Genomic DNA, 13,499 nt, shown 5'->3' on the forward strand with positions numbered 1-13,499 from the left:
ATTTAGGTGATCGTTGATATTTTGTCTCTTTTCCCAGGGTATTTTAAAGGGCCTTTCAATGAAAGTATCCTTAAACGGGCCCAAGAAAAGGGACTATTAACGATTCGCTTAACTGATATACGGGATTTTGCTGATAATCGCTTTCATCGCGTGGACGATAGACCTTATGGAGGTGGGCCTGGAATGGTCATGATGCCGCAGCCAGTTACAATGGCCATTCAACATGTGAAAACTCCAGAAGCGAAAGTCATTTATTTGTCCCCCCAAGGGAGAACATTAAATGCAGTTAAATGTCGAAAACTAGCCTTGGAAAAGCATCTTATTCTTTTATGTGGTCACTATGAAGGAATAGATCAGCGCGTTTTAGATGAAGAAGTAGACGAAGAAATTAGTATTGGAGATTACGTCTTGACTAACGGTTGTTTAGCAGCTATTGTTCTTCTAGATGCTTTTTCCCGCTTTATTCCAGGTGTATTAGGCCATCCTTCAGCAGCAGCAGAAGATTCTTTTGAAGGAGGGTTATTAGATTATCCTCACTACACAAGACCCGAAGTTTTTCAAGGGTGTTCTGTACCCAATGTTTTGTTAAGTGGGAATCATCAAGAAATTGCCAAGTGGCGTCATGAGCAAGCGCTAAAAAAGACGCAAGAGATAAGACCAGATTTGCTTGCTTAATTGAGTCAAAAACTTAAAAATGGTTTGCATAACATCGGTTGAAAAAAATAAATCTTTTCAAACGAAGTAAAAGAGTGAAATTTAGGAGAAATTGATCATGAGTCGATCTGCTATCATAGAAAAATTGCAAAACGAACAAATGAAAAAGGATATTACTCCTTTCCGCATTGGCGATACAGTTCGTGTGCACATTCGCATTATTGAAGGCGATAAAGAAAGAACACAGGTTTTTGCCGGAACAGTCATTGCTCGCAAAGGACAAGGCCTTTCTGAAACATTTTCTGTTCACCGTGTTGCTTACGGCGAAGGAATGGAACGGGTGTTTATGTTACATAGCCCTCGTATTGCAAAAATTGAAGTTATTAAAGAAGGTGATGTTCGTCGTAGCAAACTTTATTATTTGCGCGGAACATCTGGTAAAGCCTCTAAAGTTAAGGCTCGGCTTGGAGCTCGTCGTTCAAGCAACGCTGTGACTAAACAAATCGTGAGCGCAGAATAACTATTCAGTGATTTACAAATATAATCAGAGAGTTGAATTTTGCTTCGGCAAAAGCATCTTTCTGATTTGAAAAAAAATAATTTATCAATTCACTGCCTTTTACAATTGACTTCTTATGCCTGATTTAATTTCAACAGAAGAGTTAACTCGCTTAGAACACATGATTGTGTATGAAAAGCGAGCTTTTTCGCAAGGGTATCAACTGATTGCAGGAATTGATGAAGCGGGAAGAGGGCCTTTAGCTGGTCCTGTCGTTGCCGCTGCTTGTATTCTCCCTAAAGGACTTCTGGTACCTCAGATAAATGATAGTAAAAAACTATCTCCAAAGGTTAGAGAACGTCTATTTGAACGCTTAACAACTGATTCTGCAGTTCGATATGGAATAGGCATTATTGGTCAAGCGGAGATAGATCGAGTAAATATTTATCAAGCCACTATTCTAGCTATGTTAATGGCTATTCAACAGCTTCCTGTTACACCTGATTATGTATTAGTAGATGGAATGAATTTGCCCCATCCGGATTTACCCTGCCTCAAAATTATCAAAGGAGATCAACTCTCTCAATCGATTGCGGCTGCTTCAATCATTGCCAAAGAAACTAGAGACCGATTGATGTGTCAATATCATCGAGAATGGCCTGACTATGGATTTAACCAACATAAAGGGTATGCCACTGAGCTTCATTTAGAAGCTTTATTTAAACAAGGTCCCTGCCCCATCCATCGTCGTTCTTTTGATCCCATTAAATCCATGCTTGAAGTCGAAATAGCTGATTTTTAAGTTGCTATTTTAAAAATTAATATGCATGGAGCGTTATTTTTTCTTGTTAATATTACATAACTATTTAGTATTCAATGACAAATGATTTAAAAAATTCAAAAACAAATATTAAAGGAAAAAAGGATTATGAAATTTTTAAAAACTATTTTATTAATTACTGTTCTCGCAGTTGTGACAGCCCTACCTTTAACTGCACTATCTATGGGGCGATTGGGAGAGCCATTTGAAAGAGAGGGGCATACTTGGCAGAAAGTTTATTACGAAGATGAAAAAAGAAGCATTCAAGCAGACCTTCCAGGTAGCCCAATAGCAGGATTTTCAAATGGAGTATGCTATCTTTATAGTCAATATCAAAATGTTAATTATGAAGTACACTTGGCTCCTTCTGAAAAATTCAAAGCACCAAAAAAAATGGATGAATTCATAGCGCTATTCAAAAATATTCCTAACGCCACTATACATCCTTTGGTTCCCGATCGGCGAAAAGTTAGATATATGGTGCAGGTAGAACAATTTAACGAAACTAAATCCAACTGTTTAGCTGTCGCTCGTATTTATGCCACAGAGGACACTCTTTATTATGCCATTATAGAAGGGAATAATTTTGATTTAGCCGACTCTTTCTTTAATTCAGTAAAAATTTTAAATTAAACTTATTCATTCATTTATTCCTAAAACTCTTCAGACACATGTCTGAAGAGTTTTATCTTTTGTGGAATTTTTATTGAGAACGATAGATTAAATTGAAGGGATAGATTATATATAAATCAATTCAAAAATAGGGATATCTGAGATGATAAAATTGTTTTTGCATTTATTAATGGATAAACTAAAAATTAAGTTTGATTGAGAGAGATAATTTATGCTTAAGAGTATGACTGCCTTTGGGCGAGCCACATTTAATACGAAAATGGGGCATTTTACTGTTGAAATTCAATCCGTCAATCGAAAATTTTTAGAAATTAATGTCTCTCTTCCTCCAGAATTAAGCTATTTTGATGTAGAAATAAAAAAATGGATACATCCTTTTATTACTAGAGGTCAGGTCGCTGTCAAAATTACTGCCTCATTTGAAGGAAAATCGCCTTTTATCATTGTCCCTAATTTAGCTTTGGCAAGGCAAATGAAAGCGGCTTGGGAAGAAATCGCTCGTGAGACAGGATTTGAGATGGATGAAATCAAACTTTCTCTTTTATCTAAAGCAGATGATATTCTTCTTTTTGAAGAAAATCGTTCAGAAGAAGATGCTTATCGGCGTATTTTAAGGCAGGTTTTGGATCAAGCTTTAACAAGTTTTATTCAAATGAAATCCCATGAAGGGGCTGTTTTACAAGGGGATATTTTAGCTAGGACAGAAAAGATTCGGCGAGCAATCAAAATGATTGAAGAAAGAAGTCCTTTTGCAACTAAAAAATATCGCGAAAAGTTGCTAGCCCGTTTGGAAGAAATTTTACCTGGTCAAATCGAAAATGAAGAACGCATTTTGAGAGAAATTGCTTTATTTGCTGAGAAAATTGACGTTGTAGAGGAAATTGTTCGTTTTGACTGCCATCTCACAAGGTTTGAGGAACGCGTTCAATCGGCTGATGCGAGTGTGGGAAAAACGCTGGAGTTTATTTTACAAGAACTTGGACGAGAAGTTAATACCGTTGGGAGTAAGTCTTCTGACATAGAAATTGCTAAATTAGTCATTGATATCAAGAGTGAATTAGAACGAATCCGTGAGCAAATTCAAAATATCGAATAGTTTCAAGTTAATCTACTTATGCCTTAAGCTTTTAGATATAGCTTTTCGCTTAACGGATAAAGTTACAAGGGAAATTTAAAATTGAAATACATTTTAATATTGTAAACTACCTTTTTTAAAGGCTTCTTGTATTTTGGCTTGATCGTGTTAATAAGTTACGATTTCTTCAATGATAGAAATGATTACAGCAGATGCATATCCTCTGTATTTGAATCCATCTTTTGTACTTTCGTTCCATCCCTTTGCCTGACCCTTAGTTAAAATAGAAAATTGTTTTTTCTATAGAAACAAGGGCTTTTATCACCCTCAAATATCACTCTTCCTAAAGCAATAATTTGGTCGTTACAGGAAAATATTTTAATTCATTCACTTTTAAAGGGACTGCTTGCTTGGCACAGAGGCAAGGCTTATTAAAACTTGTTCTAATCCATCTACTCTTACCGAGACAACTGACATAAATTGCATAATTTTCTCCTATGTTTAATTCTAATAATTGTACCTATATATTAAGAGTGGTTTGAATTTATTGAAAAATAATAAAATTTAATTTTAAAAAAATAACATCAAAAATAAGACTTTCTCTTACAATTTTTTCTCTCAAATTTAAAGTAACGACATACAGAAGGGGAATAGAACTAATTTTACAACAATTCCAGCAAAAATTTGAATATCCTTGAAAGTGAATTTTCTGGTATAGAAATCGCTAAATTAGCCTTTATTATTAAACTTGCGAAGCAAAATAATCCATGGGCGAAGCATGGTTAGGTAAATTTTTTAATCTATTCTCTAATCGTAGATGTGCTAAAAAAATCCAAATTAGGTTTACTAACTATGTTATTGGGTGGAAAAAACAAAAAAGGTTCTTTATTTATTGTAAGCGCTCCAGCCGGAACGGGGAAAACAACTCTGGTAAATTTATTAGTTCAAGAATTTCCAACGGTGATTGCAAGTATTTCTTACACGACAAGAGATCCTCGTTTAGGCGAAGTCAACGGAAAAGATTATTACTTTATCACAGAATCTGAATTTGAAGCAAAAATAGCTGCCGCTGATTTCCTCGAATATGTTAAACTTTATGATACTTATTATGGTACGTCACGAGAGTGGGTTGAAATTCAAAGACAGCTAGGTTTGCATGTTATTTTAGTGATTGACACACAAGGGGCATTACAACTTCAAAAGCTGTGTGAGGCCACTTTTATCTTCATTCGACCACCTTCTTTGGATGAATTAAAAAATAGATTGATTAACCGCCAAACTGAATCGTTAGAGATGATAGAAAAGCGGCTGGCATGTGCAGAACGTGAATTGGAAGCTGCTCAGTATTATGATTATGAAATTATCAATGATGATCTCCAAGAAGCCTATCAGGTATTAAGAAGCATTCTAATTGCTGAATACCATCTTATATCTAAGAAGCTTTAAGAGTTAAAATAAAGGAATTAAATAATGGAAAAAAAGATTCGATTTACCAATGAAAGTTTGTCTAAAAATTTCACAAGTAATTTTGAGTTGGTTAATTATGCTATTCGACTTGCTGAAAATATGATTAAAAGTGGTCGTGACACAAGAGTCAAATCTGATATACAAAATAGAGCGATGTTAATCTTAGAAGAAATTTATGAAGGGAAAGACATTTTTGATGAAATCAAAGAAGTTAGTGGCAGATTGTCGCATAATAACGAAACTCATCCCCATGAATATATTCATGAAGAAAAAACAGAGCGTCGTAAGTATCGCACAGCTGGTGTTTCTTCTGACGATGAAATATAGGATGCGTACGACTTATGATGGAAGCAACAACAGGATGGGTTTTATTTTTATCCTTGGTCATTGTTTTTACATTAGCTTTACTTGTTTTTTTATTCTGGTTCGGATGGTGGATGTCTGGCAAACAAATGGGTGTCAGTCCCTATACGGGACTGCCTCTTAGAAAAGCAACAGAGCTTTCTTATTTTGCCGCTGAAAAAACATTGCTTTTTCTCTATTATTTTAAACAGTATGACAACCGCATTTTTAAATTAAGAAAAGCTGCGTTTTGTCGAGAAACAGGCCGTATCTTTACAGACTGTGTAACATGGTTAGATACTATTAAAATAGACTGGACGTTTATTCAAAAACGTTATCCAGGAATTTATGTTTCTTGGGGAAGCTTAAATAAAGACCAACAAAAAGCTGTTCGAGATGTACACGAATCATTAGAAGGGTTTCAAACAGATTTTTCTAGCCCAACTGCTGCTCCAAGAGCTATTGAACCTGAATATGCTTATTCAAAACCAGGCCCTTTATACGTAGATATTCAAACGAAAGTTTTACTTGGATGGAAAGTTGTTCCTGACACTGAATTAGAAGTTTTAATTGTTCAAAAACCTGTGCGATAAGATAATGACTCAAAAAATTTTGATTACTTCTGCTCTTCCCTATGCGAATGGACCTCTGCATTTTGGGCATATTGCAGGGGCTTACCTCCCAGCTGACTGTTATGCACGTTTTCAAAGACTAATGAAAAAAGATGTTCTTTACATTTGTGGATCCGATGAATATGGCATTGCGATCACCTTAAGTGCTGATTTAGCTGGTAGAACACCTCAAGAACATGTTGACCTTTTTCATCACATTAATCAAAATTTTTTCGAGCAACTCCAAATTTCTTTTGATCATTATTCTCGTACGACATGGAAAGGACATGTAGAGCCTACCCATCAGTTCTTTAATGATTTATTGCAGAATGGATATATTGAAGAACGCACGACCGACCAACTCTATTCTGAAAAAGATCAGAAATTTCTTGCAGATCGTTATGTCGTGGGAATGTGTCCTCGTTGTGGTTTTGAAAATGCAAGAGGGGATGAGTGTCCTCGTTGTGGCGCAAGCTATGAAGCTACAGAACTTAAAAACCCTCGTTCTAAACTCACAGATGCTTCCTTGATTTTGCGACCGACTAAACACTGGTTTTTACTCCTTGAAAAATTTAAAAAACCTTTAATGGAGTGGTTGGAAACTAAAAACTGGAAGCCAAATGTAATTAATTTTATTAGGGGATACATCGATCATCTCCATGCCAGAGCAATCACAAGAGATATGAAATGGGGAATTTCTGTTCCTCTTCCTGATTCAGAAGGAAAAGTTCTTTATGTCTGGTTTGATGCACCTATAGGCTATATTTCAGCGACTAAAGAGTGGGCTTTATTAAAAGGGGAAGAAAAGCTTTGGGAAAAATATTGGTTGGATCCAGAAACTAAGCTTGTCAATTTTATTGGAAAAGATAATATCCCTTTTCATGCCTCCATTTTCCCTGCTATGATCATGGGACAAAATCAGCCTTATAAACTAGTGGACGAACTGCCAGCCAATGAATTTTATAATTTAGAAGGGAAGCAATTTAGTAAATCAGATGGATGGTATATTGATTTAGAAGACTTTTTCAAGCTTTATACCAGCGATCAGATTCGCTATGCTATTGCTTCCAACGCTCCTGAAACATCTGATAGTGAATTTACTTGGAAAGACTTTCAACTACGCTGCAACAGTGATTTGCTAGGGAAGTACGGAAATTTGGTTAATAGGGTTTTAGTGTTCATTCACAATCAGTGTCAGGGAAAAGTTCCGGAGTCTGGGGTTTTAGAAGAACAAGATCAAAAATTTTTAAAAAATATTCAAGATTTGGTTGATCAAGCAGCTGCCAATTATTCGACTTTTAAAGTTCGAAAAGCGAGCCAAATTATGATGGAGTTATCCCAATTAGGAAATGTTTATTTTGATAGTAAAAAGCCTTGGCAAGACGCTAAAAATGATTATACAAAGGGCAGAATGCATACAACGCTGAATTGTTGTATGGAGTGTTTAAAGGCGCTTGCGCTGATTTCTTTTCCCATAATTCCCACGGCAGCTTCAAAAGTTTGGCAATTTCTTGGATTTCAAACACCGCTCGAACAAGAAGATTGGAATCGCGTTAAAATAGAAAAGATTCCGCTTAACCAAAAGATTTTAACTCCCCAAATCCTTTTTCAACGGGTTGAAAATGAGGCTGTCGAAAGAGAAATTCTTAAATTGCAACAGTTAACTCTTACAAAAGAAAAAAAAACTAAACCACAACCTACTCAGATATCTATTTCAGAAAATATTCTTCTTAAACCATTAGTAGATATTGAAGATTTTCGAAAATTAGATTTAAGAGTCGGCAAGATCATCCAGGCAAATCCTGTTCCGAAAAGTAAAAAACTTTTTCAATTACTTGTAGACATTGGAATTGAGAAAAGAATAGTTGTAGCTGGAGTTGCCGAATTTTATAAAGTAGAAGATTTGATTGGGAAAAACGTTGTAGTTGTAGCGAATTTAAAGCCTGCTAATTTGATGGGAGTGGCTAGTCAAGGAATGCTACTTGCAGCTAAGGGAGAAGGGGATTTAAAACTTATTTCTATCGAGGATGTTGCTCCTGGAAGTTTTGTCAGTTAAATTTTGATATTGTGATTATCTAAGTCATTTTAGAGCAATTTTTAAAAAGGGGAGTAGCGACTTTCTTAATAATTCATCAACTCTTACTTGATTAAAAAGATTCTGAAAATGATAAATCGTCTTCAGCTAGAGAAAATACAAGTGGAATGTAGGATGACTCCAAATAATTGAATAAAAAAAAGACTTAGAAAAGTTTATTTTCCTAAGTCTTTAACCTTAATCGAACTAATTAGATAGATTGACCATTTGCACGCATTTTACGAACAACAGCAAAGACTCCGAGACGATCAATAGTTCTTAAAGCAGCGGTAGAAAGCTTCAAAGTAATAAAGCGATTTTCTTCTGCGAACCAGATTCTTTTTTTAAAAAGATTCGGTTGAAAGCGACGTTTTGTTTTTCCTGTCACTTTAAGACCAATTCCTTTTTTCTTCTTTGCAATACCACGAATGGCATATTTATAGCCACGTGTAGGTTTTCTACCTGTAACTTGACATACTTTAGACATAGTTTCTCCAATAGCGGTCGACGAATGAAAATAAGGAATATACCAAAAAAGTTCTTAATGGACAAGTTGAAAAATTAAAGAAATAAAAAAATTAAACAAAAACTAAAGGAATAAGATAAACATTCACATTAAAGAGAACTGTACCCTTTTGGATATTATGATTGAGTGTCGTATTCTTTATTTGAAAATTTTTAATGCAAAGGAAGCCAACCATCGCGAATTTTAAATCGTTTATAGATATGGTTTTTACGAACACGGTTGATATGTTCTTCTAGCTTTTCATCCGGAAGCTCTTCACCTAAAAGCTCTTTCTTTAATTCTTCAATCTTTTCTTTCAAATGCTTAATACGTTGCCAATCGTTTTGTGTATAGCTGTCTATACTGATTTTAAATCGTTTTTCATCTTCCAAAGAAATGTCAAGTTTTACGTAAAGTTTAGGGTCTTTCTTTTTGATTTTATTTAGCTGTTTTTCAAAACTCGCAATCATTGTTTGAATAGATTGAGGGGAAATAGCCACTTTGTTTGGATCTTGAATCAATCCAGCAATCGCTGCAAGCTCAGAAAGATGATCAATATAAATCTTTTTGAGAGTATTCGACAGAATATTTTCAACTTTTACAAAGTCTATTTTCATAAATCCTCAAAGTTAAAAACTCTAATTTTAATTATATAATTAATTTTATTAATCATCAATACAAGCTATAAAAATTAATCGAAAATAGAAGTTTAAGCTGTTAAATATCAAATGATTAGTTTTGACAAAACTAAGGCTGTAATAACAATATTAATACAGCCTTTTTAACAAATGATAAAGAGCCAATCCTTGATTACTCGTGAGTTAAATCGCTATTTTTCGTATCAGTTAAGGGAGATTAGCGATTTTTTGCTTAAGAAGTTCATTAACAAGTGAAGGAGAAGCTTTACCTTTACAAAGCTTCATGACCTGGCCAACCAAGAAAGCAAAGGCTTTATCTCTCCCGGCACGATAATCGACAATGGATTGATTATTTTCGGCTAAAACTTGATCAACATATCGTTCGACTTCATTTTGATCATTTAATGGCTGATAATCAGGATTTCCAGCAACTATCTCCGCAGGATCTTTGCCAGGTTGTGCTACCATCTCGTCAGCCACACTTTTTGCAATTTTCCCTGTAATAGTCCCTTTTTCAATCAAATTAATTAAAGAAGCGATATGAGCTGGTAGGAGATTAATGGACTTCACATTTTGCCCACCCTCTTTGAGTCTGCCAGGAAATTCCACTAACAGCCAATTAGAAAGGCTTCTACTATTAGAACAAGTTTTAAGGGCTTCTTCAAAATAGTCGGCTAGAGCTTTATCGCTAGTTAATGCAAAAGCTTGATGAGCAGATAATCCCAGCTCTTTTGTATAGCGTCGCTCTCTTTGCAACGGAAGCTCGGGAAGACTTTGTCTAATTTCTTCGATATAGGAGTCTGTTAAGATGATGGGGACTAAATCGGGCTCGGGAAAATAACGGTAATCGTCAGCAGATTCTTTGCGACGCATTAAAACGGTTTCTTGTTTTTCAGGATCCCAACGATAAGTTGCTTGAGCGATGATTTGATCGTGGGGTTTTGTCGGATGGCTAAGATAAGCTTGAATTTGTCTATTAATTTCCGATTTAATCGCTAATTCCATGAAACTGAACGAATTCATATTTTTAATTTCGATTTTATTTCTTAAGCCTTGTTCTCCTTTTAATCGAACAGAAATATTTGTATCTATTCGTAGAGATCCTTCTTCCATGTTACAATCAGAAGCATCGATATATTGCAAAATAGCTTTAATAGCCATTGCATAAGCAACAGCTTCCTCGGGAGTATGGATGCAAGGTTCAGACACAATTTCTATTAAAGGAGATCCTGCTCGATTATAATCCACTCCTGCAAAAGTAGAAAAATGCTTAAGCATACCAGCATCATCTTCAAGATGAACACGGTTAACGGCAAATGATTTTTCCTTTCCATTTATTTCAGCAATGACTGTTCCCCCTTTAACAATTGGTTGATCATATTGGGTAATTTGAAAATTACGAGGACTATCTGGATAAAAATAAGATTTACGATCAAATTTACTAAATTTGGCAACTTCGGCTTGAATTGCGCATCCAAATTGGACCGCTTTACGAACAGCTTCTTTATTGAGAACAGGTAAAGAACCTGGCATTCCTGTGCAGACTTCTGTAATATTTGTGTTAGGTTCGTCTCCAAAATGATTTGGGGCTACGCTAAATAATTTAGATTTCGTATTTAATTCAACGTGGATCTCTAGTCCAATCACTGCTTCCCATTCAAAATGAGAGGGATGTGAATATTTATGGCTCATGCAGATGTCTCCTCTTTAACTAATTCTGGAATAGCAGGATGAAAAGCTAGCGATTTTTCTAGGATATGGGCAGCATTTAAAACTTCTCTATCATGTTTTTGAGCCCCAATCAATTGGAGTCCCATCGGTTTTCCATCTTTGCTAAAACCATTGGGAATGCTCACAGCTGGTAGGCCTGCGAGATTGATACCAATTGTATAAATATCTTCTAAGTACATTTGTAATGGATCTTTAATTGCCCCTATTTCAAATGCGGCAAATGGAGAAACAGGAGAGGCGATTAAATCGCATTTAGCAAAAGCTTCTTTGTAACTTCTTAAAATCAACGTCCGGACTTTTTGCGCTTTTTTGTAATAAGCATCTTGATAGCCAGCCGAAAGAACATACGTTCCAAGTAAAATTCTTCTTTTTACTTCCGCGCCAAAACCTTCTTCTTTAGAAAAATCATAAACTTCTTCTAATGTTTTGGCTTTTGGAGATCGTTGTCCATAACGAATTCCATCAAATCTTGCTAAGTTCGTAGAAGCTTCAGCTGTGGCCAAAATATAATATACAGCTAAAGAATATTTTAAGATGCTCAAATCAATATCAACGATTTCAGCACCCAGTTGTTTCATTAAATTGACAGATTGTTGAAAAATCTTTTTTGGTTCATCAGCTAAATTCTCTAAAAACTCCCAGGGAACTCCGATTTTCATGCCAGCGATGGAATCTTTAAATTGACTCAAGTAATCTTCGGGTCCTAAGGCAATACTTGTTGAATCTTTTGGGCAATGTCGTCCGATGACTTCCATTAATAAAGCGGTATCTGCTGTATTTGTAGCTAAAGGACCAATTTGATCGAGAGAGGAGCCATAGGCAACTAACCCAAAGCGGGATACTCTTCCGTAAGTTGGCTTAAAGCCAACAACTCCACAGAAAGATGCCGGGAGACGGACAGAACCTCCTGTATCACTCCCTAACGAAAGGGGAGATAAACGACCAGCAACAGCAGCAGCAGATCCTCCAGATGATCCACCAGGCGTACATTTTAAATTCCAAGGATTACTAGTTTTTTGCAAAGCAGAATTTTCAGTGGAAGAACCCATAGCAAATTCATCCATATTTGTTTTTCCTATAATCACAGCCCCTTCTGCTAATAAATACTCAATCACGCTGGCTTGATAAGGAGATTTGAAATTTGTCAAAAATTTAGAACCACAAGTGGATATTTCTCCTTTCACAAGAATATTGTCTTTTATTGCGATGGGAATTCCAGCTAATTTACCTAAGGGTTGATTAGCTAGCCTTTTTTGATCTAATTGTTTAGCTTGCATCATGGCTTGTTCTTCATAGACTGACAGAAAAGCTCCAATTTTCTGATCATATTTAGCAATGCGATTTAAATAATGCTGAGTAATAGCACTAGCAGAGATATCTCCTCGGATGAATTGGTCTCGAATTTCAATGGCAGAAAATTTATACATGAATCCTCGTAAAACGTTATGCTTGTTTAATCACAGGCGGAACGCGAATCATTCCTCCGATATGCGATGGTGAGTTTGCTAAGAAAACATCTCTTGCTAAAACAGGCCCAATTTCATCGTCTCGCATCACATTACACATTTCTTCTAATACATGATTACAAGGTAAAACGTGCTCTGTATCAATTTCTTGAAGCTGTTCAATATAGTTTAAGATATTTTTTAAATCTTTTAGAATAGCCTCTTGCTCAGCTTCTGTGCAATCAATTCTGCAAAGACGTGTTAAAGTGTGAATAGTTTCCTTATCTAATTCTGCCATGTGTCCCTCTGAAACGTAATAATAAGAATGTCGATTATTTTAATGAGGTAATATAAATTATGCAAGAGAGAGAAAGTCCAAGATGAAATCTACTTAAAAAGTAAATATCAACCCTAAAAATTTTAGAAAAAAAAGAAGGATGAAAATCCAATTTTTAAAGCGAGCGAATCGCATCGTGAAAAGTTTCTATTAAACTAAATTTTCCTTCGACTAATACTAGTAATTGTAATTTTTCAAACTTATTAATCAATATTTGAAGTGCAGTAACATTTGTTGGATTGAGATTTAATGCTTTCATTTTTCTTAAATGGATTTGTCGTAAAACATCTAAGAGGGAAAAGCTTTCCTTTGAAACTTGATTGTAAAGTTTTTGGAATTGACTTTTATAATTTTCCTTAAATTAAGTTTTTAACTGTAAATTATGTTTAGAAAAACCTCTAGCGGAAACCTTCGTGTCATATGCTTGCCATATGAGATTTTGCCCTAAAACTGGTTAAGAATTAAATTTGTCATAGTTAAATTCAAGCTTTCGTCAAACAAAATTTATGTGAATTGAGTTAAATAAAATCATGTTGGGTATATAATTAATCTAAATCCTGCTGATTAATTTGGTCCAGTGAATGGTAAATACGGATGAAAAGAATCAGTGATTTGATATAAATTTACGCTATTTTTATTTATTTTTTTATTAATATATTAAATATTCT

Annotated in this window: 14 protein-coding genes; 9 read left to right on the forward strand and 5 right to left on the reverse strand. The window is 35.1% G+C overall.

The genetic code is table 11. The annotated features are described in order from the left end of the window. Positions 1-6: 6 nt before the first annotated feature. From trmD to metG, 9 genes are all read left to right on the forward strand, one after another. Positions 7-675: a tRNA (guanosine(37)-N1)-methyltransferase TrmD gene (trmD, locus tag BU804_RS05130; RefSeq protein WP_075883250.1), complete on the forward strand. Its 669-nt coding sequence runs from the start codon at positions 7-9 to the stop codon at positions 673-675. 97 nt (positions 676-772) lie between these two features. Beyond that, on the forward strand, positions 773-1,174 hold the full coding sequence (gene rplS / locus BU804_RS05135; RefSeq protein ID WP_039357365.1) for a 50S ribosomal protein L19: 402 nt from the start codon (positions 773-775) through the stop codon (positions 1,172-1,174). A 115-nt stretch (positions 1,175-1,289) separates the two neighbouring features. Beyond that, positions 1,290-1,955, forward strand: a complete 666-nt coding sequence (locus tag BU804_RS05140) for a ribonuclease HII (RefSeq protein WP_075883251.1) — start codon at positions 1,290-1,292, stop codon at positions 1,953-1,955. A 126-nt stretch (positions 1,956-2,081) separates the two neighbouring features. Continuing rightward, the gene (locus tag BU804_RS05145; protein ID WP_075883252.1) at positions 2,082-2,606 is read left to right on the forward strand and encodes a hypothetical protein; all 525 of its coding nucleotides are present in this window, start codon (positions 2,082-2,084) and stop codon (positions 2,604-2,606) included. A 211-nt stretch (positions 2,607-2,817) separates the two neighbouring features. After that, positions 2,818-3,702 (forward strand): YicC/YloC family endoribonuclease, encoded by an 885-nt coding sequence (locus BU804_RS05150; protein WP_075883253.1) that lies wholly within the window; start codon positions 2,818-2,820, stop codon positions 3,700-3,702. An 831-nt stretch (positions 3,703-4,533) separates the two neighbouring features. Beyond that, on the forward strand, positions 4,534-5,127 hold the full coding sequence (gene gmk, locus BU804_RS05155) for a guanylate kinase (protein WP_075883254.1): 594 nt from the start codon (positions 4,534-4,536) through the stop codon (positions 5,125-5,127). Positions 5,128-5,151: 24 nt separating this feature from the next. Beyond that, complete coding sequence (locus BU804_RS05160) at positions 5,152-5,475, forward strand: DNA-directed RNA polymerase subunit omega (protein WP_011175213.1); 324 nt, start codon at positions 5,152-5,154, stop codon at positions 5,473-5,475. A gap of 14 nt (positions 5,476-5,489) precedes the next feature. Beyond that, complete coding sequence (locus tag BU804_RS05165) at positions 5,490-6,083, forward strand: hypothetical protein (protein WP_011175214.1); 594 nt, start codon at positions 5,490-5,492, stop codon at positions 6,081-6,083. 4 nt (positions 6,084-6,087) lie between these two features. After that, positions 6,088-8,157 carry a methionine--tRNA ligase gene (gene metG, locus BU804_RS05170; protein ID WP_075883255.1) on the forward strand — a complete coding sequence of 690 codons (2,070 nt, stop codon included), beginning with the start codon at positions 6,088-6,090 and terminating at the stop codon, positions 8,155-8,157. Positions 8,158-8,386: 229 nt separating this feature from the next. Here metG and rpmB read toward each other — a convergent pair whose 3' ends face one another. From rpmB to gatC, 5 genes are all read right to left on the reverse strand, one after another. Further along, entirely contained in the window at positions 8,387-8,662 is a 276-nt protein-coding gene (gene rpmB / locus BU804_RS05175; RefSeq protein WP_039357406.1) for a 50S ribosomal protein L28, read from the reverse strand. A gap of 191 nt (positions 8,663-8,853) precedes the next feature. Continuing rightward, complete coding sequence (locus tag BU804_RS05180) at positions 8,854-9,297, reverse strand: hypothetical protein (protein ID WP_075883256.1); 444 nt, start codon at positions 9,295-9,297, stop codon at positions 8,854-8,856. Positions 9,298-9,525: 228 nt separating this feature from the next. Then, positions 9,526-11,010, reverse strand: coding sequence for an Asp-tRNA(Asn)/Glu-tRNA(Gln) amidotransferase subunit GatB (gene gatB, locus BU804_RS05185; RefSeq protein ID WP_075883257.1), 1,485 nt, complete (start codon positions 11,008-11,010; stop codon positions 9,526-9,528). Then, positions 11,007-12,476 (reverse strand): Asp-tRNA(Asn)/Glu-tRNA(Gln) amidotransferase subunit GatA, encoded by a 1,470-nt coding sequence (gene gatA, locus BU804_RS05190; protein WP_075883258.1) that lies wholly within the window; start codon positions 12,474-12,476, stop codon positions 11,007-11,009. Before gatA ends, gatB begins: the two co-directional genes overlap by 4 nt. Positions 12,477-12,492: 16 nt before the next feature. Then, positions 12,493-12,792 carry an Asp-tRNA(Asn)/Glu-tRNA(Gln) amidotransferase subunit GatC gene (gene gatC / locus BU804_RS05195; RefSeq protein ID WP_011175221.1) on the reverse strand — a complete coding sequence of 100 codons (300 nt, stop codon included), beginning with the start codon at positions 12,790-12,792 and terminating at the stop codon, positions 12,493-12,495. Between the last annotated feature and the right edge of the window lie 707 nt (positions 12,793-13,499).

Origin of the sequence: Candidatus Protochlamydia sp. W-9, assembly GCF_001950615.1 — a bacterium.
In the GTDB taxonomy this organism is placed as follows: domain Bacteria; phylum Chlamydiota; class Chlamydiia; order Chlamydiales; family Parachlamydiaceae; genus Protochlamydia; species Protochlamydia amoebophila.